The sequence below is a fragment of the Bacteroidota bacterium genome (assembly GCA_019637975.1).
Lineage (GTDB): Bacteria > Bacteroidota > Ignavibacteria > UBA10030 > UBA6906 > CAADGV01.
Genome location: JAHBUR010000010.1, coordinates 102,085 through 128,639 on the forward strand (window position 1 = coordinate 102,085; position 26,555 = coordinate 128,639).

The window sequence follows — 26,555 nt, forward strand, 5'->3', positions numbered from 1 at the left end:
CGCAGAGATCACACAGGAAAGCAGAAATCGAGACATAGTGAGTACCTTTCGCTTATGGGAAAAGTTTTCTTATACAGTGACGCCTTTCGTTCGTTACCTATTCCATCATGCTCGGCTTCGTTCTCCGAGGTCATTGTCCAAACCGAGTCTACCAAATCAAAGAGACTACCATCGACATCACCGCAACAGCAAAAGCTTCCTCGTCTCCACAAACCCTCGTGCTGAGCCTGTCGAAGCACTCACGGCCTGCATTCTGTACAGGTACACGCCACTCGCAAACGCCGCAGCATTCCACGTAGCCGAGTACGTTCCTGGACTCATTCGTTCGTTGACGAGCGTTGCCACTTCGCGGCCGAGGAGGTCGTAGATCTTTAGCGTGACGTCACTGGCGATGGGGATTTGGAAGCTGATCTTCGATTCAGGGTTGAAGGGGTTGGGGTAGTTTTGGGAGAGGGAGAAGATACTTGGCATACTATCCCCCTCTTTAACCGCTGTTACCGTGTCGTAGAGACGCCAGTTTCCTTCGAGGTCACCGTGGTTTTGGTAAATCGAAAAATCACGAATGTCATCGACGCCACCTCCCAATATTCCTAAGTCCTCAGCAATTTCGAATCGCCAGTAAGCAACAAGTCCGCTGTCGGCCGTGCTGTAGTACGGAGGACCTAACGTATCGTTCATGGTCGACTGAATCTGCTGTGCGGTACGAGATTGATTCCATATTCTAACTTCATCAATGATCCCCGTTGAAAAGGTGTTCACATTGCCATAGATTGCAGCTCCTATCAGAACCTTGGCATCCGACATATAGAAACCTGCCGAGCCCCTACGTTTACCTCGCAGAACCCCGTTTACATAGATTCTCATTGTATCATCTGCCACGCTGTAGGTTGCAGCAATGTGGGAGAATTGTTCTAATGGCAACACGCTGTCCGCATATAATTCAGGAGCTCCGGTTATTCCATCAGGCGATATCATATACAACGGACGCGACACAATACTACCCGTGGCTAACCACCAGCTTCCTCGCACTGAAGCCTCGGTTTTCCATTTAGTCATGATTGGACCGTAATGTAAGCTTGGTCTTACCCATGTTTCTAGCGTAAGGTGTTGACCCATCCCCAAACTCTGGCTACTCGGGATTCTCATATACGCACTGCTTCCATCCAGCCAAAGCCCACGACCAAGAGGAGGCTGCGCAACAAGAAGCGAAGTCCAGAACAACAACAGCAACGAACAATGAAGTGGCTTCATTTGAACACTCAAGACTCTGGAACTGCTAAGAATCGTACGATTTCAAACTTCTATTCCCAAAAAAGTCGACTCAGTTTCAACGCAACAGCAAAAGCTTCCTCGTCTCCACAAACCCTTGTGCTGAGCCTGCCGAAGCACTCCCTGCTTGCAAGCGGTAGAAATACACCCCGCTCGCAAACCCCGCAGCATTCCACGTAGCTGAGTACGTTCCCGGATTCATACGCTCGTTGACGAGCGTTGCGACTTCGCGGCCGAGGAGATCGTAGACCTTTAGCGTGACGTCACTGGCGATGGGGATTTGGAAGCTGATCTTCGATTCAGGGTTGAAGGGGTTGGGGTAGTTTTGGGAGAGGGTGAACGTATTTGGATACTGCTCATCAGGTTGCTCAATAACAGTGATGATTGGTCTGAACCTCCACGTAGGCGACCAAGCGCTTGAATCAACCGTGTTTGCGGCCTTTACGTGCCAATAATAATAATCAGCCGACGGAAGCGCGTTAATCATTTTGAATGATAAGGAATCGATTGATGAAACATCAAGGACATTGTTCTGAAAAGTAGAGTCCGGAGATACTTGTAGACGATATCTCAAGGCGGCTGGGGAGATCCTCCATCGGAACTCTGGAGTTTGCCCTGTTCCAACGCTGTCATTTCGTGGGAAGACGGGCTGAGGCACGTGCGGCACTGAGTTGCTTGTAAAGACATTCACATCATCAATATGGAACCCCTTGAGACTGGGACAACCAAAAGTATTACAGAATCCTGTGAACGTAAAAGCAACGCGAATGCGTTTTCCAGAGAAACTTGTCGGTAGGGTGAGTAGAGGAGCTATCCAAGGTGTTGAAGTAGAATACGATGCCAACACTGTCTCTTGGCTCCATCTTCCTCTACCAGAATCCTCCACCACAGAGACTCCCGCACTGGTGTAGCCAGTTCTTTCAAGGGTATACCGAAAACGCAATAGTAAGTCTTCGTTTGTTCCGAGGGCGGGGACACCCATACTAGGTGAAAAAAGTCTAACGGTGTAGGACGATGCAGGCACATGGCGACGATTGAGGTTAGTGCCGGCCAAAATGGGCTTACTAGGCGGAACAACAAATGTATCTGTCCCGACGCGGAAAAGGCCGTAATTATCCCACCACTTGTCAGCATCTGCATCAACGGTCCAGTCCTGGTCAAAGTCCCAAGCAATCGGAAGACCGTTGTTTCGGAACCGAGACTTTACAACCCGAACATCGTCAATTCGCCACCCTCTTCCACTAGGACATCCAAAGGTATTGCAGAAACCGTACAAGCGGAACCCTATGTTCACTCTCCTTCCTGCATATTGTGAAATAATTATAGAAACATCCCTCCAGTAATCGAGATTTAGATTCGAATTGTACTCCACAGATACAGTCTGCCAGGGCCCTTGATTTCCTGCCGAGTCCAGCCTAACCGCAACATATGCCCTGCAATAGGCATTGATGTTGTACCAGTGAGTAAAACCTATTCTCAAGTCTTCATTGTCTGAAATTCCGGGCAAAAGGATTGGGGGGGAAACAAGATATGTATCGAATCCAGTTGCGGGAACGTCACCGTTAAGAACTCCACCGCCAATTTTTCCGATCCGTGCAACATTGCTTGGTAGTGTTGTATCTTCTCCGACACTCCATAACCCGTTCGTTACCTGCCACAATCCCGGCCCAAATTCAAAGTCCTCCAAGAAAATCACTGAATCTGGACTATTTTGACAAAATACTCTGGTGGCCTCACCTATGCACAATGACAGTAAGAAAACCAGTGCAAGCCCCCATTTCCTTGTGGTTGCGATCATTGCTGCCTCCTACTACTCATGAGAAACATTCTTTTACTCAAAATATTACTTGAATGAATATGAACATGTAACCACCCCCAAGGGTGGTATTGTGGCTAGGGAGTTTTAGGGGAGGGGGTGACCGCAATCGGTAGGATTACCGCGACTGCATCTTCCTATAAATATTCCTGATGTGAAACTTCACCGTGTTTTTTGCGATGAAGAGCTTGTCGGCAATGGCTTTGTAGCTGTTGCCCTGGTCGAGGAGGGTGAGGACTTCGTTTTCGCGGGTGGTGAGCGGCTCGGGGGGCGGGGCCTTTTGGAAATGGCGGATCACTTTGCGGGCAATGGTCGGACTCATGGGCGCGCCGCCATCTACTGCTTCCGAGATGCCGTCGAGAAGCTCTTCGCGGCCCGCACTTTTGAGCAGGTAGCCTGTCGCTCCGCGGGTAAGCGACTCAAAAACGTTCTCGTTCTCTTCATGCACGGTGAGCATGATGACCTCTGCCGCCGAGAGTCTCTCTTTGAACATCGCCACTGCATCAACGCCCGTCATATGTTGCCGCTGACCCGGCTTATCGAACCCGATGTCGAGCAGGATAACGTCCGGCTTGTCGCGGGCGATGTTCCTGAGTGCAGACTCGCAGTCGGGATATTCGCTGACACACTTGAAGCCCCTCGCTCCGTTGATGAGTTTTGCGATGCCCCGGCGAAAGGAATCGTCGTCGTCAATAATGGAGATTTTGATGGTCATGTCGCCGCTTTGTCTGGTCTATTCAGGACACGGCGGAGCCGTGTCCCTACAAAAACCCATCGGTAGGGACACGCCTCCCGCGTGTCCTATTCTAGAATACTGCTGCGATCTTCTGAGAGAAATATACCCCTCGCATCCGCATGGAAACCACCACCCGCAAGGGTAGTTTTGCTGTGAGTGTGACGCGGGTTCCGATGCCGTTTGCCGGCTCGACGGTCAGGCCGCCTCTGAGGAGGGCAGCCCGGCGTTGCATGTTGTCCAATCCGTTGATGCGGGTGAGGTTCTCCTTGCTGAATCCGGGACCGTCGTCAGCGAGCGAGGCGACAAGCAAGCGCCCTTCGAGTGTGAACGTGAGGACGACGTTTGTGCATCCCCTCGCATGTCTCGCAACATTGTTCATCGCCTCCTGAAAGATGCAGAGAAGATTCTCGCGCCATCGCATGTTGAGACGGATGTTCTCCGACTCTTCCGGAAGCGCTGCAAGAGAAAATGCAATATCCAAATGGTCAAACAACTTGCCGCCAAATCCTGCAAGATGAAGGGCGAGGTCACGCAACGAGCTGAGCGTGGGATCCTGAAGCCATGTCGCCTGACGAACACCGAGCGAAAGTTCGTCAATCAGTTTGGTGACATCCTCCAGCGTTCTTTCCGCGGTTGCGGAGCCGTTCTTGAGGTCCTGCCGGGCAGCTTCCGTTTGCACTTTCAGCGTCGAGAGTATTGCGCCTCCCCTGTCGTGAACATTTGCTAAAATCCTTCGATGCAGTTCCTTGTCACGTTTCCTTCTTCTCCACAACGACGTAATGGCAACAATTCCCAACACAAACGGCACACCCGTGAGAAACCACCACGCTACCCAAAAGGGCGGGGAGATAGTCACGAAAAGTGTTGCAGGATTCGTACTCCACACGCCATCTCTGTTTGCGGCTTTCACTTTGAATGCGTACTCGCCAGGCTGCAAATCCGTGTACGTCATCTCCCGTTGACTGTTGAGCACGTTCCATGTTGTGTCATGCCCTTCGAGCATGCATGAGTACCTGTTTCTTGCAGGATCCTGAAAATGAAGTCCCACAAAATCGAATGTGATTGTGTTATCGGAATGAGAGAGCGAAACCTTCTCCAGAGACGAAATCGGCACTCGGAAGTCAACCCTCTTTCCGAATTTTTTGAATCCCGTGATGAGTACGTCGGGAGAAACGGGGTTCATGTTCTCTGCAGGGCGGAAGCTGTTCAATCCCTGAGGCCCGCCGAAAAACATTCTGCCATCCTTCAACTTGAGTGTTGCACCGAGATTGAATTGGTTGCTCTGCAATCCGTCAGCCACGGTGTATGTTCTTACAAATCCCGTAGTCGGATTGAACCTGCACAGTCCGTTGTTTGTGCTGAGCCAGAGATTCCCGAAATCGTCGGCGAGTATGCCGTAGATCGTGTTATCCGGCAGGCCGTCCCTTTCCATGTAATGTGTGTACAATCCCCGAGTCTTGTCGAAACGCTTCAGCCCTGCGCCGTACGTTCCAAGCCACAAGATGTTGGTGTCAAAAGGGTCGGATGCAACGCAGATGACTCGTGTCTCTGGAAGCACGGGGTACTTTCCTTCTTCAAAGGTATGTTGCAGTTCATGCGTCTGTTTGTCGAACCTGAGAAGACCATCGTTCCACGTTCCGAGCCACAGTGAGCGTCCGTCATCACATATTGAAAGAACCCACCAGTTGGGATCGTTGCGAAGTCCTGAAGAAGGGAACCGTCGGAATTTCCCTGTAGCGAGATCTATCGAAGCCAATCCCCCTTGATTACTTCCCACCCACAATGTCTTTCCTCCATCCCCGTGGAGGGTGTAAACATTTTTGTCGTCTCCTCCGTTCGGCAACTTGGGAGGAATAACGGGATGCGAAATCTTCCGCGTCTGCATATCAACCTGCATCACGCCTCCGGAGAGCGTGCCGAGCCAGAGAAAACTCTCATGTTCGACGATTGCGCGTACAGGGAATTCTTTCAGGGGAGGAGTATAGTCTCTGAATTCTTTCTTCTCCTCATCAAGAACACACACGCCGTTATCGGTGCCCACCCAGATTCGACCGTCCTTTCCCTCCGAGAGTGACCAGACAGAATGGTCGCCGCGCAGAAGCTGGCGTGAGGAACTATGCTTGTATAACAAAAACTGCTCGTGTTGCCGTCGCACTGTTCTCACTCCATCTCCACCTGAACCAATCCAGAGCATACCGCTCCGATCCGCGAAGAGGGTTTCTATCTTACGAGTGATTTTTGGTTGCGGCTCGACCGGGGTAAGTTTCTTGGTTCCGATATCCAGCCGCGCCACCGAGCCATCTGAGAATCCGAAGAGGAGAATCGAATCGCCTTCCGGATACATCTTCAACACAGGGCCACCGGCGAATTGACTTGGCGGTGGAACGGGAAGTTGTGTGAAGGTACGAAATCGTTCCAGTTTGGTATCAAAAACTACGACACGCCCGGTGATCGTCGCTGCATACACGATGTTTGGGAAGACCGGGTTTGAAGAACTCAAGGAGATCAAAGAATTATGGCCGTTCTCTCTCGTATCGGATGAATCTACCAGGAATCTCTTTAGAACCGAAGCATTCGCTGACAGCATCGTCAACCCGACCTCCGTTGCCAACCAGATGTTGCCTTCGTTATCTTCACAGATTGCACGCACATTGTCACTGCGGTCGCACAGTGCCAAACGTGGTTGATGTGGAACCGGAAAGAAGCGGGTGAACGTCTGATTCTCAGCATTGAATCGGTTGAGACCATGCTCGGTGCCGACCCAGACCGTGCCTCGTGAGTCCTCGAAAAATGAGATAACTCCGTTATCGCTGAGAGCCCCGGGATTGTACCAATCGGCGCGCCATCGTTCGCATTCGCCCGTGTGTGTATTCAGCCTGTTGAGTCCGCCGTTGTCCGTGCCTACCCAAAGGACGTGGTCGGGCTCGAAGGAGGGCTGCAAAATTGCTGTAACGTAGCTTGAACTGAGGGTTTTCTTGTTCTGAGGATCGGAAACAAATTTCTGAATGGAATACCCGTCGTACTTGTTCAGTCCGCTTCTCGTTCCGAACCACATGAAGCCCCGGCGGTCCTGGTAGATGCAGTGAACATTGTTCTCGGAAAGGCCTTGATCAACAGTGAGATAAGTGATTTGTCCGCGCGCCGATGTATGTGCAAACAGTGACAGGCACGAAAGCAGAGCAAGGTGAGTTATAAGGAAGATTTGCCAGCTTGGCATTGCTTATCACCGGGTCAGTCAGAATTGTGATAAAAGCAACTACGGGAGCTACCCTTCGGTATTGAAGGACAGCGCAAAAAAAGGTAGTGCTGCAAAAAGAGAAAGTCAAGGAAAATTACAATGTCAGAAGCTGTCCCTCGAATTCAGCGCTTTGAGTCGATCGGTACCGGGTTGAGGCACACGACTTCTTCAGAAGGCGCTACGTTCGTGAGCGCATCGTTGAGTCTTGACCGAAGGGCATCACCATCTCCACCGTCAGGCAAGTCCATAAGCCTGCATGCACGACGGAGTTCTTCCGCTGAGCGTGTGGGGTCATTCACCCAATCTACTGCTGATTGTTTGGAAGGCATCTTCTTTCCTTCACAACAAAAAGAGCGGGACTGCATGCCCCGCTCCTTGTTTTCTACAACATGCAACTTTATTTCAGCAGAATAAGCTTTTTCACATCACCGAACGACCCGGCTGCCATACGGTAGTAGTATATGCCGCTGGCGAGATTGGCCGCATTCCACGTCACCTCATACGTACCCATCGGCTTCACGTCGTTCACAAGTGTTGCCACTTCACGGCCGAGCATATCGTACACTTTGAGTGTCACTTCACTCGTCTGCGGCATGCTGAACTTGATTGTGGTAGACGGGTTAAACGGATTCGGATAATTCTGCTCAAGCGCGAATGTCCCCGGCAATTCGTTTGTCGGCCGTACATCCGTAATAATGTTCGAGCCATCATAGAACACACCGGTGGGCCCGAGTTGCGAGTAGATCACACCGCCTCCGAATGCAGCCGCCCCGGTTCTGAAGCCGGCAACGCTTGGCGCAGTGGAAGTGCTGGCGTTGCGATTCTCATTCACAATCTGGCGGGCTGTGAACGGCGGATTGAATGCGCTCGTGTAAATGACGGTATCGCGCGACGGCCCCTTCGACACGTAGGCAACTCTGAACGCACTCTGCGCCTCCTGACAGTCAAGGTCCGCACGTTGCTGATTGTTGGCTTGAGGCTGGAGAATCTGATCCAACGTCCAGTTTGCAAGCGCCCACGCCCCCGTTGGACTGGTGGCATAGCCTATATTATCAACACCCGCCTGAGTCCGAGTAAACATTACCATCAGCGCGTTGTTTTGCCGGCTCGCCACAAAGCTGGTTCCAAACTCGGGATCCGCTGTGTTTGCAACATTGATCTGGCTCCACGTTGAGCCGGTTCCCAAACCCGAGAGCGGAATCCTCTGCATCCGGAGGTTCGGGTTGGTCGCCGTGATATCGTTCGTTAACACCACACCGATCGTGTCCGACCTGAAATTGTAGTCGATATCAAGATCGAAATCATTGAACGAGTTACGCGCCGTGTCCAATGCCCACGTCACTCCCCAATTTGTCGAAAACGACGCGAGTGCCTGGTTGCCGACACCGGTGGTCGAATCCACGTTCTGAAATGCGGCGTACCAGTACGTTAATCCGGCGCTCCACATGTACCCGTCGGAAACAACTGCGGGATTGATATGTCCCCTTCCTGCAGGGCGAGTAGCAATTCCGGTAGCCCTGAAGCCGGATCCATTCTCAAGACAGGAAAACCAGAACAACTGTCCGCCATATCCCGACGCTGCAGTCGTCCGGACAGCAGTAAATCCGAGAACGTGATTGTTCACTGAATCCGTGACAAAAAAATCAAATGAATGCCACTTTGTTGTTCCGCCGGGGGAAATATTGAGAAGGCGAGTCCACGAAAGCCCCTGATCAGTCGACCGGAAAACACAGATCGAATCCCTGTTGCTGGCAATGTATGCAACGTACTTATTTCCCAAACTATCAACGCGAAGCCTGAGGCTCTTGGTGTTTCCGGCTGTAAGCGGGCTCAAGATGTCCGCAGGTGAAATCGGAACATCTCCCGGACCCCAATCATTGGATGTCCCGTTCCCGTTTGATAAACCCGGAAGAACAGCATACGGATCGTCAGGAGCGGGAGCAACCCGGGAAAAGGCATTTGCATACAGGTGGTTGTATTGTGAGGTGAGGGTTTCGTACAGCGCGAGATTTTCGGCGCGGCGGGCCGCAACAATATCAGCCCAAAGTTGCGCTCGGGGGGATGTGTCGACAATTTCCACTGCTCCTATGCCTGCTTCACGCGCAATGTCCTCCGGTGTTTGGGCAAGCACGGGAGCGAAAGCAACTAGACAGATGAGCAAAGCTTTCGCCAATTGTGTCATGGCTTCTCCTTACGTGTTGTGGTTGGATGGTTAGTTGGCCGCTGTAGCGCGGAAACTCTCAACTCACTCAACATCTCATGCTCAAGCTTATCGACGCATATGCAAGGAACAATGTATTCATTATGTAAAAAGGAGAACTCATTTGCAAGCACATGGGTTCATTTCTGCCTCTCCCGGTAAAGTACTCCGGCCGTCCACACTGTTGCAGAAATCAACAGCCCCGGGTAGATTGGCTCAATTTCAAACGGATACAGTGCAGAGTTTCCAATTTCCCCCGTCCATCCAAGGAGCAGCCATGTTACCGAGCCGACCCAGCCGAACAGCATTGACGTAAATGCAAAACCGGACGATATCCTCAACCTTTTAGAATAGCTCGCCATCAGCGGAATCAACAGACCCGGCACGATAACCGTCCCGATCGTGTACCAAAGCTTGATGACGGAGGGGATCGCAATACTCAACGCTATTGAAAGCGCGGCGGTAACTATGAGCCCGGCCTTCGTGTAGCGCGCAACGTTCGAGTCATCGCCCTCATTCTTCCACCTCCACACAATATCACGCCCCAATGTCGTTGCGGAGATGAATGCCAACGTGTTGAGGCTCGACATGATTGTGGCAAGCATCCCGATGTAGAACATCCCCTTCGCAATTGGAGGGAGCGTTACTTCGGCGAGAAGAGGAAACGCCATAACGGGTTGATCAAGCAGAGGAAGCGCGGCACGGGCGTACAATCCTGCTGTTGCTGTCATCGCATCGAAGATGAACCAAAAGATGATAGATATGAGAATACCCCGTTGCGCGACTTCTCCTGACTTTGCAGCATAGCATCGTTGGTGAAATGCCGGATCCACCAGCGTCCACAACGCAATGAAGAACCACACCAACACGAACTGAATCGAATTCCCGCCGTTCCATGTCAGATGCAGATGCGGAACATTTCGTTGAATGAAATCGAACCCGCCGAACTTGTCGTAGGCGAACGGAATGATTACTGCGAAGCCGATGAACATGAGAACAAACTCGAACACATCAGTATTCACATCCGCCCGGAATCCGCCGAAGTACAGATATACCGTCGTCGAGATTGTGCCGATGAACAAGCAGGTCACGTACCCCCACCCTGTTACCAGTTGCAGCAACATGGCAAGCATCAGCACGTATGGTGCGGGAGTTGTAAGAATGAATGTGAGAATCGAGCCTAATATCGCCGTCTTGCGGTCGTATGATTGCTGGAGTTTATCGGGGATGGTGAGAAGATTGGACTCACGAATACGCCTGGCAAGAAACAGCGCAAACAGGAGGGCAAAGATGTAATACGGCACTCCTTGCACAACCCAGTTGGAGATTCCGTAGAGATACGAGAATTCCCCGACGCCGAGAATGCCACCGTACCATGTTGACACAAGCGTCATCACGAACAGCGGCAGGGTCAACGAACGACCTGCAAGCAGAAAATCGGCCGCTTCGCTTTTTGACTTTGAGAGAAATCCGATAAGAAGAACCGCGACAAAGTATGCCGCAATCAGCAGAAGGTCAACCGTGGAAAATGTTACCATCAATCCAACATCGTGAGTGGATTCCGAAGTGAAGGAACGATCATCAGCATCTTCCCTCTCTTTATATCAACAGAGAAGGGAGATTTCACAACGACGTTGCTGACGCCTATCTCCCCCACCTTCATCGAGGCATTAAGAAGCCGATAGCGCAAACCGCGCAGCGTAATCCCTGCACATTCACCGAACGGCACAAGGCTGATCGTCGTTCCGATCTTTGCGCTCAGGCGTTTCTTCTTCTCAAGAGGCATCGCCAACCACGAATCGCCGACCAAGGATATGTCCAGCGAAGATGTGTAGTTCCAGATAATCGAAAGATTGCCGAGCGTATGATCGAGCCTTTTTCCGGTGGCAGCAACTATTATGGCTTTCCTCACCTTAATTTCAGCCAGAAAATCCAGCGCCTTTTCGAGGTCAGTATTATCCTGACGCGGAACGTGCAGGAGTTGTGCTGCGGGGAAGTATCGCACGGTTTGTCTCGTGACAGAATCAAGATCACCGATGATGACATCGGGCCGGATGCCGAGCGAACGGGCAACATTTGCCCCGCCATCAGCAGCAACGATGACGTTCGAGCGACGGGCAAGCTCGTGTACGAGTTTGCGTCCCGGCGGTTCACCGTTACAGATGACGAGCGCTCTCCGGAATCGTGATGAGGATTGCTTCATAAGTTGATTGCCATGCTGAAGAAGATGTTCCTTTCCGCGCCGACAAAGAAATCCTTTCCCTCGCCGTACGTTGCGTAAAAACTATCGAAGATATTGTTGACATGCAGCTTCAGTTCAACTCCGATATCGCTCAGCACATTTTTCATAGAATAGCTTACCAGCGCATCACTGACAAAATACGGATCGACGGTGTTTTGTTCATCCCTGAAGTTATCCGTGTACTGCTTACCGACGTACCGGCCTGCAAGTGACAGCAAAAGGTTTTCGTACCTGTACGTGAGCCGGAGATTTCCCAACACATCGGGGAAGCCTGCAATGGGATTCCCTTTCAGATTGAGAGGAGGGCTGGTCGAATAGTCCGTGTGCCGGACAAACCTGTTGCGGCTGAATGTTGCATTGCCGCTCACTTCAAGTCCGTCGATCAGGCTTGCCCGAAGGCTCAGTTCAATTCCGATATGCCTTGTGCGATCGGCATTTCCGGTGATCGGCTGGCCGAAACGATCCACCTGACCGCTTTTTACGATCTCATCTGAAAATTCCATCCAGAAAACATTTGCCATAACCTTCACCGTTTCATCGGAGAATCCTCCACCCAACTCGACATTCAACAAGCGTTCGGGTTTCACAAGCGGCGAGCCGAAATCAAATCCGCCGGCGGCTTCCGGCGCAAACTGCGGAACAATGGCTCCCCACGATTCGGGGGTGCTTGATTCTGCCGCATCGTACAGGTTCTTCAACCGCGGCTCCCGCGATGTGTATGCAACACTGATGTAGCTATTCCAATTCTCGTCGAAGTTATGGTTGAGTCCTGCACGGGGATTTATGAAATGATACGGAACTGAAAAATTCGTGCCGACATATTTCTCATCATACAATCTGTACCGATTGTACGCATACTGCACGCTGATCATTCCGGTCCAGTCGGGTCGGAAACGATACAACTCTTGCGCGTACAGAGAAAAAATGTCCTTTCCCCCTTTGTAATCGTAGTAACGGTAATTTTGAGGAAGTGAAACAGGAAGCAGATCGGCACGTTTCAAATTCCCCCAATGATCGGACCGGTGAATGCGAAGCTCCGAGCCGATCACCAGTTCGCCGTTATCATGTTTTAGTGTCACACGCGGCAACCAACCCCATTGTTTGTTGCTGACGACGGCGTGGATAAGCGCCCTCGACATATACAGCGTGTCGGGATCGCCCGTTATGTCGAAGCCGTTTTGTCGCGTAATGCGAAAATACGAATACGGGGCCCACGATCCGTCATAGTCGAAGAAGCCATCGCCTGTGACGAGAAACAGAGTATTGTTGAGTGTAAGATTGTCGGACAACCGCCATTCGTGGAACAATTCGTAATGCGGTTGGGAGAAATTCTCGATCTCATCGTCGCCTTGAATCGGATTGGCGCGGCGCTTCTCACGATTCTTCACGTCCTCTTTCGGGATGCCGTAATACGCGAGATGGTCGGAAACCGGCCCTCCGTAAAAATTCACCTGCGTCGTCATTTCTTCATCATAACGAATCAGGCCAAGGAAGTAGCTGTTGAAATCCACCCACGAACGTTCGCGATAGCCGCTACTCAAGATTTTCGAGAGACGGCCATGAATGGCGTATTGGTTGTCGATAAGTCCCGAATTGAACGATGCTGAGTAGCGGCGTGTATTGTAACTCCCGACGCCGCCGGAGAACTGAAAAAGCCGCTCGCGTCCGAAGTTATTCGTGACGAGATTCACCGAGCCGCCGATAGCAGGAGAGCCGTAGAATGCGCTGCCCGCTCCGCGTTGAACCTGAATATCCTCGACGCTCGCAGCAATGTCCGGCATATCGAGCCAGTACACATTATGATCTTCGGGATCGTTTTGGGGAATGCCGTTTACCATCACGGCAATACGCCGCGCATCGAAGCCGCGAATGTTCAGATATGTATAGCCGATACCGTTGCCCGCTTCAGAATAGAATGTTGTGGAGGGAAGTTCGGAAAGAAGGACAGGAATATCCTGCGTTGAATACCGTTCGCGGATCTGTTCCCGTTCGAGAGTTGAGAATGTTGCAGGCGTTTCCCGTTCCCTTCCGCGTGTAGCGGAAACGACTATCGGTTGGCCGACAATCTCCGATGGAGAAAGTGAGAATGTAAGGGACGCAACACCGCCGCCAACCACGACAACTTCCTTTCTCAGCGCAGAATACCCGACAAATGATGCACGCAATTGATATGTCCCGGCTTTCACATTCCCAATTGTGAATTCACCGTCGGCATCAGTTGTCGAGCCGAGAGAGGTTCCCCTGATCGTGATGTTGGCCCCGAGCAACGGATTCATCGTCGATGCGTCAACAACTTTCCCCTTGATTGTGCCCGTCTCCTCTGCAAACGAAAAAGCGTAGAGGAGAAATGAACACAGCACAATCTGCAAAGTGGTTTTCGTTCGTCTCATAATTCCTTTCTCCAAAAACAAATGCCGTTTCCCGTTGCGAACCTGCAAAAGGAAACGGCAGAAAAAGAAATCAAGAACGAACTTGGTTCCGTTTCCCTACGCCGGTATTGTCCGGATCAGGTTCTTAGGGTTTTATCTCAGCCCCGTCCCGACGAAGTCGGGATCGGTACACCCCTAACGGTTTTCTGTTATGAATATACACCATTCGCACCGCGAATTCAACTTCACAGGGTACAACTCTTGACTCTTGGCGCGGAGCTTCTTAAGTTGATTCCAGCATATCGTGGCTCGGGCCGAACCCCCTTTTCGATGCCACGCCTTTCTGTACGAGTTCTTTACGTAGCCGCATCTCCAATAAATCCCGGATGCATTTCCCTCTTACCAGAAATGAGGAGCCCTATGAACTCTTTCTCTGTTCTCTTTCTCATCTTACTTATCGCAATGCACGCAAGGGCTGAGTCCCCTTTTGCAGCGCCGGATGATACAACACGCGGATACTGCAGCCTGAGCATCACGTCTTCTCCGCCGGGAGCAGAGGTGTTGCTCAATGGGAAGATTTTCGGTGTTACCCCGATCGTGTGCGGCGATCTGCCGCTTGGCAAGCACATATTGCGTTTGCGGCTCGAGGGCTTTCTGGATCATACCGACACGTTGACGTTTGATTCGGCTAAAGTGTTCGTCAGAGATATCCAGCTCATTGAGCCCGGAACGTTGACAATTACTTCCGACCCTCCGGAGGCGGATGTGATTATTGACGGCTCGAACATCGGAAAGACGCCGATTGCCGGACTTCGCATGAAGCCGGGAATCATCTTGCTTCGCGTGACAAAAGTGCATCATACCCCGTTCGAGCAGAGTGTTGTGATCCAGCAGGACAAGGAAGCAAATATTGCCGTTCAGCTTCTGCGAAGGCAAGGTTCGTTGACGGTTCACGTCACGCCTTCAAACGCCGACGTGTTTGTTGACGGAAAGAATATCGGGAAAGGTTCGATCGAAAATTATGAACTTGAAGCCGGCAGGTACTTGATCTCTGTTGAGGAAGGCGGCCACAAGCTGCAGCACAACATCTTCGTTCCTCCCGGTTCGAGAGTGGAAGTACAGGCAACGGTCAACCAGTATTCTCTCGCGGCCTTCCGGACATCGCTTCTGGCCCCGGGCTTGGGACAGTTCATGGACGGAGCGGCTGCAAAGGGAATCGCTATGATGGGAGCCTTCGCTGGAAGCACATCATTTCTGATTGCTTCACTCAGCGACTACTCGACAAAGCAAGAGAACTACACACTTCTCCGGCAGGCATACCGTTCGGCAAACACGGAGGCGGATGCACTCGCCGCCGGAACCAAGGCGCTGGCGGCTCATCAGGATATGGAATCGAGTTTCAAGAAGCGGAGAACGGCCATCGTGCTTATCGGCGTGGTGTATGCAGCAATAGTTCTCGATGCGTATCTGCATCACACGCGCGTCGGGAGTTTCGAGGCTGTGCCTCAGAAACTCTTCTCATCTCTGCACCCTGTCCTTTCCGCCGATGGGCATTCGATGTCGGTCGGCATTCAATTGAACTTCTGATTCCCGAGGTGACTCATGAGATTCCGCTCTGTTTTCAGCCTTCTCTTTTGCCTCTTGTTCTGGCAAACATCATGTACACTGGAAGATTTCCAACTGGATAATCCGAAAGACCCCAACTCGAATCTTTACACCCCGGAAGCAGCATCTATATGGGGATTTCCCCTGGTCAATGCGGAAGGAATTTACCTTTCAATGATACTGCCAAATTCGAAATATGTATCTTCCCTTGTTTTCGAACGTCGCACGGCGAATCAACCATACACGCGCATTGCAGAAGTCGCGGGAACGGTACGGGTGTACACCGACACGAATGTCACGGCCAATGTGGCTTACACATATCGAGTCTCGTCCGTCTGGCAAGGCCGCTCTACCGTATCGAACGAAGTCACGGTCACCTGGCAGTTCGCTCCTCCAACCAACGCATCCGTTTTCGTCCCTATGATGACAGCCGGAGTGGGCGTATCCTGGGCGACGTATTCGGGTTTGGCAGCCGGCTTCATACTGGAACGCTCGGCCAACGGATCAATCTTTTCAGAGATTGCGAGGATTCCGAACAACACAAGAACGGCTGTCGACTCGACGGCAACGCCGGGGAATGTATACTCGTACAGGGTTCGCTCTTTTACATCGCGCAACGTGAGCGAGCCATCGAACATTGTTCGCGCACAGTTCCTGCCTATTGGTCTTCACACTCTTCCGACAAAGACCTTGGTTGGCCCCACTTCCTCGTTGGCGTTCTCACCTGACGGGAGTCATTGGGTATCCGGAGCTGCCGGAACGTGCCATGTGTGGTCCTTGGGAACATCGTCTCAATTGCTCGAGCTTCAGAATCCGGGTATTACATCCGTTGCCTCGAGCGGAGCCATGGTGGCAGTGAGCGGTTCAACAAGGTCAATTGCATGCAGATTCGAGCCGTTTGGAACCCTGGTCATTACCCCTGCCGTCCGCGGAAATGCAATTACTTTTTCGCCCGACGGTGCCCACATTGCCGCGTGCATCACGCAAGGGGTTGCTATTTCGTTCTCCGGATCCGGGGCACACGTACGGACAATCGCGTACGATTCAACGCGTTCTGTAGCCTATCGGCCCGACGGCACCATGGTTGCGGCAGGAGCAGACGGCGGAGTCGGCCTCTGGATGGCTGCATCCGGAAGCCTTGTTCGTTCCATACCGATTCCAGGCAACACGAGTATTCGCGTCGGGTTCTCATCCGATGGCACCAAACTTGTCAGCGGCGGAACTGACGGTATCGTACGTATCTGGGATGTCGTCAGCGGCACAGAGGTTCTCTCTTGGAATGCGGGTGAACCCATCACAGCATTCTCCGTCAAAGGACAGAAGGTGATAACTGCGGGAGCCCATGATGCGAGATTGTGGGATCTGGCTTCGGGCACTATTGACCTGGCGTTTTCAGGCGGGACGTTGATACCAACTGCGGTCGATATCTCAAATAACATGCGGATTATCATGGTTGGATATTCGAATGGGACGGTAAAATTCTGGTCATTGGGAAATCATTGGTGGCCTACTCCCTAATAAGGAGGATTGCCACCAAAAGCGAATTTCATCACTATTTCCAATTCTATTTGACAATTTTCGTTCTTTTTGAATTCTGATGTCCCGAGGTGACTCATGAGTTTCCGTTCTGTTCTTCATCTACTTGGCTTTTGCTTGCTGATGCAGACATCCTGCACGATTGAGGATTTTGCATGGGATAATCCCATGGACCCCAATTCCGAACTGTACCAACCCAAGACGCCGACTCTGTTTGCACACCCGCTCGTCAATCTGGAAGGAATCAGACTCGTGGTCTATGTGCAAAGCCCCGCTTACATATCCACGTTTCTGATTGAGCGGCGTTCAGGCGGCGGGGCGTTCGCGCGTGTTGCAGAAATTCCCGGGGGAGATCGCGAATACATCGACACCACGATTTTGACAAACACCACGTACACGTATCGCGTAACCTCCTTTTGGAAGAAGAACTCAGCCTCTTCAAATGAATCATCCGCTACATGGATCTTCTCTCCGCCGACGGGGGCCGCGTTCTTCGTCCCTATGTCAACGGCCGGAGTCGGCATGACATGGACGCTCTATTCCGGCTTCGCCAGCGGATTCATTCTCGAACGGTCTGCGGATGGGCAGAATTTCCATGAAGTGTCCAGACTGCCGACCGATGTACGAATTGCAGTAGACTCCACTGTGACGCCAGGCAACCAATATTCATATCGTGTTCGTGCATTCACTCCACGAAGTATCAGCAATCCTTCAAACACGGTTCGCGTACAGTTCCTGCAAGCAGCGCTGTATTCACTACCGCCAAAGCACTTGCCCTCATCGGTCACGTCGGTTGCATTTTCGCCCGATGGAAGGCATTGGGTATCCGGCTCGGGAGAGTTGTGTCAGACGTGGACGTTGGGAACTTCGTCCCAAGTTGTGGAAATGCTGAACCCCCTTGTCACGGCAGTTGCCTCATCGGGACCCATTATTGCGGCAAGCGGAACAACCCGCTCGATAGCATTGAGATTCGAACCGTTTGCAACCATGGTGATTTCTCCGGTCGTTCCGGCAAAAGCCATCGCATTTTCCGTGGATGGTTCGCGGATCGCCACGTGTACCGTCCAGGGAGTTGCAATCTCCTTCTCCTCGTCAGGAAGCGACTTGCGTTCGTTCCAATATGACTCAACCCGCTCGGCGGCATTTCGTCCCGACGGGTCAATGTTCGCCGTCGGCGCGGATGGCAGAGTCGGAGTCTGGCTGGCAAGTGCAAATACGTATACTTTCGTACACAGTATTCAGGTTCCCGGCAACAACAATATTCGGGTCGGGTTCTCCTCAGACGGAACCCGGATCATTGGTGGCGGTACCGACGGGATAATTCGGGTCTGGGATGCGGTCGCCGGCACCGAAGTCAACTCGTGGCACACCGGCAGCCCGATCAAGTCCCTTTCATCAGTGGCTGGACAAATATTGACTGTCGGCGGCTCCGATGCTCATTTGTGGGATTTCAACAGCGGAACGCTTGATCATACCTTCCCAAGCGGAGGATTAACGCCGACAACGGGTGACTTGTCTACGAATGGCAGGTTGGTTCTGGTCGGACATTCGAACGGCACGGTAAACCTCTGGTCGTTCGGAAATCATTGGTGGATAGTGCCCTAAACAGGCCTATGTCTCCTGATCAAACCCCGGTCGGATGAATTTCCTGGCATCAGGAAACTCTTGCTCAAGAGACTTGCGCATTTGTTCAAGCTGCACAATGACGTCCCACAAGGCATCGGACTCGGAATGCAAATGCTGCGTCAATTCATGCCACGCCTCACAAGAGCGGTCAATGCAAATAAGCGCCACTTTCGTCGAGCCGTTGATGTAGTGTGAATCTCCTCCCACTATTCTTCTGGTGGCCAGAGCGTCGATCACCTTTTCAAGGATCAGGCTTCGGTAGCGGTAAATGACTTCATTCGCATTTTCGATGGCATCGAACGTCGAACGCGGATCGCTAATTCCCATCTCGTCCTCGCTTTCCAGCTCGTCGGCTTTTTCTTCGTACACGCTTCTGCTCTTTTCAAACCACTCGCCGACAAATGTGCCGTATCGCAGAACCTCGATGGCAAGCGGAAGCTCCCGCACTTCAAGGCACATATCCTTGTACACCTGCCGGAATGACTGCAACTCCTCGTCGGTGAAATTCAGCCCGTCGTCACCCAGGATCTCTTTCATCGTCTCGATGGAAAGAATGTACGGTTCTTCTATTGCATCAAGAAACTCTTCCACCGTCTGGTACGTCCCCTCCCTCAAGGGGCCTTCGTCCATTGCATAGGCATAGCAGCGTTTGGTGAACGCGCATCGTTCACACCAACGATCACAGTACTCGTCAATGCCCTTGATGAAGGGTGATTGCCTGTCAGCGGTTGAGTCTTCATTCGCCATTGTCAGTCCATATTGTGTTGAGATGGTGGGAAGCTGTCAGGAATTCAACAACGCCCTCGCCGCCTCTTCGCCCGTCACCACCGCGCCTTCCATGAATCCCTGCCAGTCTGCAATATGCTCGCCCGCAAAGAACACCCGCCGGTGCGGCTTCGCCAGAACGGGCTGAAGTGTAAACCACTGATCCTTCCCGTAGATAGCATACGCCCCCATCGAATGCGGGTCGTTGCCCCAGTAGTAGTTGACTTGCCGGACAATCTTTTCGGATACATCGCCGAAGCCGGGACGCAGCGCATCGGCGATGATGCGTTTGCGGTACTCGTTGTTCTGTCGCGCAATCACATCCGCTTTGTCGCCAATCGAATACGAAATCAAAACACCTTGTGCTGACTGCTGGCTTTTTGTGGCGTGATAGAAGTAGTGGGCGTTAGAGTCTGTAAGAAGATCAAATGCCTCGTCCTGCCAGAACCGTTCGTTGAACAGGACGGCATGTTTGTTAATGCGGGAATATTGCAGTGCATTCAACGCCATCATTTTCTCTTTCGGTAATTCCGGTGACCATTGAATGCTGCCGATGGCAAATGTTGGAATCGTGCAAATGACGAAATCGCAAACGAATGTCGAGCCGTCTTCGCATGTAACGGTCGTTGATTTGCTCTCCTGCTTCACGGAGGTGACCTTGTGCTGCAGCTTGACTTTATCGAGTCCGATGTTCTCCGCCATTGCATGAGGGAGCCGGCTGTTGCCACCGCGGATTTTCAAATCCATTTCATTCTTCGGGCTTGATTCCGCATATTCGGTGATTGCCGGATAGCCGGACACATGCCGGATACTCTCGCCGAAATCCGTGCTATCGGCAAGTTCCCGCAAATCCAAATCACGCTCATTGATGCCGTGATTCACCAAATGGCGCCACCAATCTGTTCTATCAAGCCCCCGCTTCTGTACTTCCGACATCTTCCCGAAATCCGCCAACAACTTCTCGAACTTTGCATTCCATTCTTGCGAAAATCCCCACTTCCCGGACGGCGAGTATTCGTTTTTATAGATGAGATGGGTTTCGAATTGATTATTGAAGAGTTCGAGATTGAATTCCTTGCACAAAGCAATGACTCGTTCGTGCGAGTTGCCGACCCATTCGGCGCCGAGTTCGATGGTGAGTTTCTTCTCATCATCGATTTCATGGGAGAGAACCCTGCCGCCGATTCTGTTGCGGGCTTCAAGAACAACAACCTCGATGTTCTGCTTCGTGAGTTCGTATGCCGCCGAAAGTCCGGCAAGTCCTGCGCCGAGCACAACTACACGGGGCTTCTTGTTCTTTGCCTGAGAGAACCCTTTGTCCGACAGCATCATGCCGGCAGAAAGGATTGCGGATTGTTGCAAAAACTCGCGGCGGGTACTCATACGGAAGCCTCCGTGAATATGATTGTAAGAGAACGTTAAATTGAAAAGAAAAGGCCGGTACGCAAACAAACGTACCGGCCCAAATCTACAACGTGAAGAGTTGGATTGCAAGATGCAGCCCGATGTTTTCCCTATTCGGTTTTCTTCAATACCCGCGCAGAAACAAACGACTTGACGGTCAACGCTACGAACGCCAGACAAATTACTGCCATAATAGATTGAGCAATTGCAGCTTCCGGACGATCAATGGCCTCACCACCCATCATTCGAAATACCTTCCAAATTCCGCCAACTGAACCGATAAATCCAAGTAATCCCACAACTGCGGCAGCGTGCATTGCATGTTTTCGCATGTTTTCGTTGCGTGCAATGATTCCAAAGGTAAGCAACAACAAACCAATAATTGCGGGGATCAAGGCTGTAATTGATGCTGCTCCTGTAGCAATGTAACCGACAATTCCGAGCACAATCAACACGACTCCAAAGCCGACTGTGGTATTTGCCATTGTATTTCTTCTCCTATAAATGTTATATAAAGAAAACCGCGAGGTATTGGACGACTATATGATCTGAGGTAGAACGTGGAGAACATCCGAAAGCGATTGTTCAACATGAAGCGCAAACGCAACAACATCTGCCCCCGGGGGCTTCAGATCCGGCACGATGATCACCGACATGCCGGCGGCATGCGCCGATCGGGCACCTGCATCCGAGTCTTCAAGAACAAGACACCCGTTCGCGCTTACGTCTAATCGTCCGGCTGTCTCAAGATAAATGTCGGGGGCAGGTTTACCCCGATGTACGTCGTCGCCTGAAACGACAACCCGAAACCGTTCGAACAGTCCCGTTCGCTTCAACTTCATTGCCGCGCGTTCCCGCGTTGACGATGTTGCAACAGCTTTGCGAATCCCCCTCCCGTCTAAAAAATCAAGCAACTCAAGCAATCCCGGTTTTAACGGTATGCCGACGTTGATGATATGATCGTCCGTGTATGAGAGACGGAGTGCCTTCAACTCATCCAAAGCCACTTCCTCGCCGAGATTCCTGCGAAGAATTGCATCCGAGTCGGGACCGGTTCTGCCGATCATTTCATGCACGACGTGCTCGGTCAGCGGATAGCCCATTTCGGAACTTGCCCGCAACCATGCATCGGAGGCAATCCGCTCGGTATCAATCATGAGACCGTCAAGGTCGAAAATCACCGCCTCGAATTTCGTTCCGGGCATTCGGCGGTTACTCCCTCATCAGTTTTTTGTACTTGATGCGATGCGGCCGGTCGGCGTCGATGCCGTACCGCTTCAGCATATCCTCGTGATATTCGGAGTAGTTGCCGTCATACCACACAACTTTGCTGTCGCCTTCAAAAGCAAGAATATGCGTTGCGACACGATCGAGAAACCAGCGGTCGTGGGAAATAACAACGGCGCAGCCTGCAAAGTTCAGCAACGCTTCTTCCAGCGCCCGTAACGTGTTGACATCGAGATCGTTTGTCGGTTCGTCGAGAAGCAGTACGTTTGCGCCTTCACGCAGGACTTTGGCAAGATGCACACGATTCCTCTCGCCCCCGGAGAGGATTCCGACCGGCTTCTGCTGATCTGTTCCGCTGAAGTTGAAGCGCGCAACATACGCTCGCGAATTCATTTCACGATTGCCGAGCATGATCAAATCTTCGCCACCGGAAATTTCCTGCCAGATTGTTTTGTCCGGATCGAGCGGGCGGTTCTGATCGACATAGCCGAGCTTGACTGTATCACCGATTGCAAATGTACCGGAGTCGGGTTTTTCATCCCCCGTAATCATTCTGAAGAGCGTTGTCTTTCCTGCACCGTTCGGGCCGATAATGCCGATGATACCGCCGGGCGGCAGCATGAAGCTCATATCTTCGTAGAGAAGATTTTCGCCGTAGGCTTTGGCGACATTCTTTGCCTCGATCACCACGTTGCCCAACCGGGGGCCGGGCGGGACGTAGATTTCGATCTCCTCGTTCCGTTTGTCTTTTTGCTCGGCGAGCATTTTTTCGTAGGCGGCAATGCGCGCTTTGCTCTTGGCGTGACGCCCTTTCGGATTCATCCGGACCCATTCCAACTCTTCCGCTAATGCCCTCTGCCGCTTCGATTCCTGTTTCTCTTCAACCGCAAGTCGCTGCCGCTTCTGCTCAAGCCAGGACGAATAGTTACCCTCGAACGGAATGCCCTCTCCGCGATCCAATTCCAAAATCCATCCCGCAACATTATCAAGGAAGTAGCGATCGTGCGTCACCGCGAGAACCGTGCCTTTGTATTGCGCAAGATGCTGCTCAAGCCATCCGACCGACTCTGCATCAAGATGGTTGGTCGGTTCGTCTAACAGAAGCACGTCGGGTTCCTCCAGAAGCAAACGACACAGTGCAACACGGCGCCGTTCGCCACCCGAAAGAACTTTCACGGGCGTTTCGCCCGGCGGACATCGCAATGCATCCATCGCTTGCTCGAGCTTGCTGTCAAGATCCCATGCATTGAGATGATCGATCCTCTCCTGCAGCTTTCCTTGTTTCTCCAGCAACGCATCGTAATCCGCGTCGGGCTCCGAGAATTTTGCGCTGATAGCTTCGTACTCTTTCAGCAACTTCACTGTATTTGAGACGCCTTCCTCGACGATATCCTTTACCGTTTTTGAGTTATCGAGTTCAGGTTCTTGAGGGAGATAGCCGAATGTGATCCCTTTCTGTGCTGTAATGTTGCCGAGATAGTCTTTGTCAACACCGGCAATGAGCTTGAGCAGAGTACTTTTTCCGGCGCCGTTCAGGCCGAGCACACCGATTTTCGCCCCGTAGAAGAATGAAAGGTAGATGTCTTTGAGAATTTGTTTGTTGGGCTTGACGACTTTCCCGACCCCAACCATCGAGAAGTTGATCTTGTTGTCACTCATGAAGAAATGGATTCCTGATTTTTGAATTGTTCAATATAACGAAAATGAGGGAAGGGAGAAAACGCTGAAGGTGACGAAACACAAACCCCGCATCGCTGCGGGGTTCAGTTATTGAAGCAACTCCGTTAGGGCTATTCCTTTCCTCCCCACAACAACTCAAGATCACGAAATGCCTCAACTGGTATTGAAGCAATCGCATCAGCAGGGATTTTGCCGGGCGGACAAGGGATCGCCGGGATTCCCGAGACATGTACCATCGCGAGACTCATGCCCCAAGTCGCGTTGATGACCTTGATGAACTCGTTGGCCATCACCCCGGCTCCACGAGAAGAAGGATGAACGCCGTCAAGACTGAACAGTCCGCCGGTGATATAATCCGTTGTGAATCTTTGCCCGCAGGAATAGAATCCATTTGCCTTCACGTTGTTGAAGAATGTATTGATGTCAACAAGCGCTGCGCTGTTGGCACTTGCAGCGGCTGCAATCACCGCGTTGAAATCGGAGATAGCTGTCGCGGCAATAGCCTGCTCATCTGCGTCGAGTGTCAACGCATCGGGCCACGGGTTTTGCGGATGCACCCCGAACGGCTTTGTTGTATCAATGCCTGCCGGCAGCGCCGGGTAGTTCTTGTCCCGATACCACTTGCCTCCGGGCTGGCCAACAAGCGAGGCATACGTGCTGCCGGCAAGTGTGAGCAGCGGAGCGTTGGCTTCCGAGCACCGCGTGGAATCAAAGGCAACACCTGTATTGCCATGCTTCTGATAGCGAAGATATACTCCCGACGGCAATGATGCAGCTACCTTCTGTCCGATGGTTGTGAAAAACGGAATGGCGGTTACATTGGGAATATTCGCCACCACAATCTTTGCATTCGGCAAAGCGGCCCTCAACGAGTCGAGGGCTGCCCTGTACAAAGCGGAGAAGAATATACGTGGAGTAGGCGAACCCGGCGATACACCGCCGCTTGTTGCATAACCGAGAACGTCGTTGTTGCCGAGCCAGAATGTTACTAGATCGGGGTTGAGCGAGCGGGCCTGAGCAAGAATGCTCTTTCCGAATGCCGCCGAACGGAGAATGTATGGGAACATGAAGTTGTTGCGCAACTGTGCCTTCACCGTGAAGTCGGTTGTGTCAAGAAAATCAAACACAACAGCGCCCGGAACACCAAGATTATCGTACGGACGCGCTAACGCCGTATTCTTCGGTACTCCGGTTGCAGGGTTCGGTTGTATCATCGGTCCGTTCATGCTAATCAACTCCATCCGGCCACCGGTTCCCGGATCGCCCCACAGCGGCTGCTCAAAACTCCCGATGCTTCCGCCTGCTTCCATGATTTGGTGCGCTATGAGATTGGGAAAACTGTAACATTGAGCGGATTCATACAGTGCAGCAGATTGGTATCCTGCAGTAAGACTGTTGCCAATGGCAACGTACTTCGCAATCGTGTTGGAGCCCAAGTGGTTAACGGGGCCGGTCGGAATATCTTTGTGGCATCCGCTGCTGAATATCAAGAGTGGGATGATTGTGAGAATGCAGACGATGAGTTTCATGGTAGTGTTCCGAAATCGAAGCGTGTTCATGGTTTTCCTCCATTCATCACAACGTGTAACCGAAGTTGACTGCGAGCAGATGCACCAACGTTTTATAGGTACCGTCGAAGCTTATCTCGGGAATCGTATTTTCCACTTTTCGGTCACGGAAGTCGAGATACAGGTATGCAATATCGATGCTGAAATGCGGCGAGAAGAGATAACCGAAACCAATGTTGTACCCGTCGCGGTCGGCATCGGGAAGCATGGGCTCCATGTATTCCGATCTGACCGGAGACCGGTCGTAGAAATATCCGGCGCGGATTCGCCAGTCATCGTTGAGCGCGTATTCGCCTCCAAAACGGATGATGTATGAGTCCTTGTAGTTTTTCGGTGCGACACTCTTCGAATTGTTGGCCTTGAACTCAAGAACGAGTTCGTTATAGGACGACCATCCGACAAACTGATAGTCTGCTTCAAGCTCCAACTCTTCGAATGGCTTGTACGCTACGCCAATCAAGGCCGTTGCAGGAAGCTCGATGGAACTCGCCGCGTCACCATTCGGCAGCACACCGTAGCCGGGTGTGAACGTCGCTTTCCCCGTTGCATCAACTTTGACTGGACTCCGGTACGAAGCGCCGACGGAAAACCCGGGAGCGATTTTGAACAATGCACCGGCATTGAATCCCCAGCCCGTTGCATTCATATCAATGCTGACTCGCGGGTCTCCGAATCCTGTGTTGATTGCGCGCTCGAGCAATACACTCCCCGTCACAAAGTTCACGCCCGCTCCCACGGAGAAATCCTCCGTGATGCGGTACGAGAGAGTGGGGGAGATGAAAAACGTCTTTAAATCCACTTTCGTGGTGAGAAATCTTCCTGCCCAATCCACATTCCATTCCGTGCCGAGACCGTAGGGATTGTTGACACCTATTGCAGCAGTCAAGCCGTCGGCCATTGGATATGAAAAGTAGATGTTGATCGGAGTGAACACGTTTTTTACCAGGTCCGTTTGCTCATTGGAATTGTGCTGGTACGGACCGTAGAAAGATGTCGCAGGAATAATCAGCGTTGCTCCCGCATACGCCGAACTCTGTGTTTGAAAAGCCAATCCGGCAGGATTGAAGTAGATTGCCGAAGGATCATAAGCCCGGGCAGCAAAGGCGCCTGCTTGCGCCATCGCCCGTGCTCCGTGCTCGTTAAGCTGAAATCCGCCGGAGTATGTCAACGATGCAGCCATCAAGCTAACGAGAAACACCAAGGGAAAACGTTTCATGCGTTTCATAAAAGAGAACTCCATGTGATACAGAAACCGGGATTGTAGCAAAAGGCAA

General features: G+C 51.9%; 19 protein-coding genes and 1 riboswitch. Of the genes, 3 read left to right on the forward strand and 16 right to left on the reverse strand.

Annotation, left to right across the window (positions count from 1 at the left end; translation table 11 throughout):
• Positions 1-177 precede the first annotated feature (177 nt).
• The 9 genes from KF749_07485 to KF749_07525 form a co-directional block, all read right to left on the reverse strand.
• Positions 178-804 carry a T9SS type A sorting domain-containing protein gene (locus tag KF749_07485; protein MBX2990995.1) on the reverse strand — a complete coding sequence of 209 codons (627 nt, stop codon included), beginning with the start codon at positions 802-804 and terminating at the stop codon, positions 178-180.
• A 523-nt stretch (positions 805-1,327) separates the two neighbouring features.
• Positions 1,328-3,067: a T9SS type A sorting domain-containing protein gene (locus KF749_07490; protein ID MBX2990996.1), complete on the reverse strand. Its 1,740-nt coding sequence runs from the start codon at positions 3,065-3,067 to the stop codon at positions 1,328-1,330.
• Positions 3,068-3,203: 136 nt separating this feature from the next.
• Positions 3,204-3,800: a response regulator transcription factor gene (locus tag KF749_07495; protein MBX2990997.1), complete on the reverse strand. Its 597-nt coding sequence runs from the start codon at positions 3,798-3,800 to the stop codon at positions 3,204-3,206.
• A gap of 91 nt (positions 3,801-3,891) precedes the next feature.
• Positions 3,892-7,038, reverse strand: a complete 3,147-nt coding sequence (locus KF749_07500) for a hypothetical protein (GenBank protein ID MBX2990998.1) — start codon at positions 7,036-7,038, stop codon at positions 3,892-3,894.
• Between the two features lie 143 nt (positions 7,039-7,181).
• Positions 7,182-7,388 carry a hypothetical protein gene (locus tag KF749_07505; GenBank protein ID MBX2990999.1) on the reverse strand — a complete coding sequence of 69 codons (207 nt, stop codon included), beginning with the start codon at positions 7,386-7,388 and terminating at the stop codon, positions 7,182-7,184.
• A gap of 68 nt (positions 7,389-7,456) precedes the next feature.
• On the reverse strand, positions 7,457-9,241 hold the full coding sequence (locus KF749_07510; protein MBX2991000.1) for a T9SS type A sorting domain-containing protein: 1,785 nt from the start codon (positions 9,239-9,241) through the stop codon (positions 7,457-7,459).
• Positions 9,242-9,399: 158 nt separating this feature from the next.
• On the reverse strand, positions 9,400-10,797 hold the full coding sequence (locus tag KF749_07515; GenBank protein ID MBX2991001.1) for a sodium:solute symporter family protein: 1,398 nt from the start codon (positions 10,795-10,797) through the stop codon (positions 9,400-9,402).
• The gene (locus tag KF749_07520; protein ID MBX2991002.1) at positions 10,797-11,462 is read right to left on the reverse strand and encodes a thiamine diphosphokinase; all 666 of its coding nucleotides are present in this window, start codon (positions 11,460-11,462) and stop codon (positions 10,797-10,799) included. The genes KF749_07515 and KF749_07520 overlap by 1 nt, the downstream gene beginning before the upstream one ends.
• Positions 11,459-13,891 carry a TonB-dependent receptor gene (locus KF749_07525; GenBank protein MBX2991003.1) on the reverse strand — a complete coding sequence of 811 codons (2,433 nt, stop codon included), beginning with the start codon at positions 13,889-13,891 and terminating at the stop codon, positions 11,459-11,461. The genes KF749_07520 and KF749_07525 overlap by 4 nt, the downstream gene beginning before the upstream one ends.
• A gap of 76 nt (positions 13,892-13,967) precedes the next feature.
• Positions 13,968-14,077, reverse strand: a riboswitch (TPP riboswitch).
• 213 nt (positions 14,078-14,290) lie between these two features.
• Between KF749_07525 and KF749_07530 the strand changes: the two genes are divergently transcribed.
• From KF749_07530 to KF749_07540, 3 genes are all read left to right on the forward strand, one after another.
• Complete coding sequence (locus KF749_07530) at positions 14,291-15,457, forward strand: PEGA domain-containing protein (GenBank protein ID MBX2991004.1); 1,167 nt, start codon at positions 14,291-14,293, stop codon at positions 15,455-15,457.
• A gap of 192 nt (positions 15,458-15,649) precedes the next feature.
• A complete protein-coding gene (locus KF749_07535; protein MBX2991005.1) occupies positions 15,650-16,993 on the forward strand; it encodes a hypothetical protein in 1,344 nt (447 codons plus the stop codon).
• A gap of 186 nt (positions 16,994-17,179) precedes the next feature.
• The gene (locus KF749_07540; protein MBX2991006.1) at positions 17,180-18,616 is read left to right on the forward strand and encodes a WD40 repeat domain-containing protein; all 1,437 of its coding nucleotides are present in this window, start codon (positions 17,180-17,182) and stop codon (positions 18,614-18,616) included.
• A 6-nt stretch (positions 18,617-18,622) separates the two neighbouring features.
• Here KF749_07540 and KF749_07545 read toward each other — a convergent pair whose 3' ends face one another.
• The 7 genes from KF749_07545 to KF749_07575 all read right to left on the reverse strand — a co-directional run bounded on the left by KF749_07545 (position 18,623) and on the right by KF749_07575 (position 26,497).
• Positions 18,623-19,384 carry a hypothetical protein gene (locus KF749_07545; protein MBX2991007.1) on the reverse strand — a complete coding sequence of 254 codons (762 nt, stop codon included), beginning with the start codon at positions 19,382-19,384 and terminating at the stop codon, positions 18,623-18,625.
• A gap of 36 nt (positions 19,385-19,420) precedes the next feature.
• Positions 19,421-20,785, reverse strand: coding sequence for an FAD-dependent oxidoreductase (locus KF749_07550; GenBank protein MBX2991008.1), 1,365 nt, complete (start codon positions 20,783-20,785; stop codon positions 19,421-19,423).
• Positions 20,786-20,916: 131 nt separating this feature from the next.
• Positions 20,917-21,291 (reverse strand): hypothetical protein, encoded by a 375-nt coding sequence (locus KF749_07555; protein ID MBX2991009.1) that lies wholly within the window; start codon positions 21,289-21,291, stop codon positions 20,917-20,919.
• Positions 21,292-21,345: 54 nt separating this feature from the next.
• Positions 21,346-22,011, reverse strand: a complete 666-nt coding sequence (locus tag KF749_07560; protein MBX2991010.1) for an HAD family phosphatase — start codon at positions 22,009-22,011, stop codon at positions 21,346-21,348.
• A gap of 7 nt (positions 22,012-22,018) precedes the next feature.
• Positions 22,019-23,692: an energy-dependent translational throttle protein EttA gene (gene ettA, locus KF749_07565; GenBank protein ID MBX2991011.1), complete on the reverse strand. Its 1,674-nt coding sequence runs from the start codon at positions 23,690-23,692 to the stop codon at positions 22,019-22,021.
• 131 nt (positions 23,693-23,823) lie between these two features.
• The gene (locus KF749_07570; protein MBX2991012.1) at positions 23,824-25,272 is read right to left on the reverse strand and encodes a hypothetical protein; all 1,449 of its coding nucleotides are present in this window, start codon (positions 25,270-25,272) and stop codon (positions 23,824-23,826) included.
• Between the two features lie 16 nt (positions 25,273-25,288).
• A complete protein-coding gene (locus KF749_07575) occupies positions 25,289-26,497 on the reverse strand; it encodes an outer membrane protein transport protein (protein ID MBX2991013.1) in 1,209 nt (402 codons plus the stop codon).
• Positions 26,498-26,555: the final 58 nt, after the last annotated feature.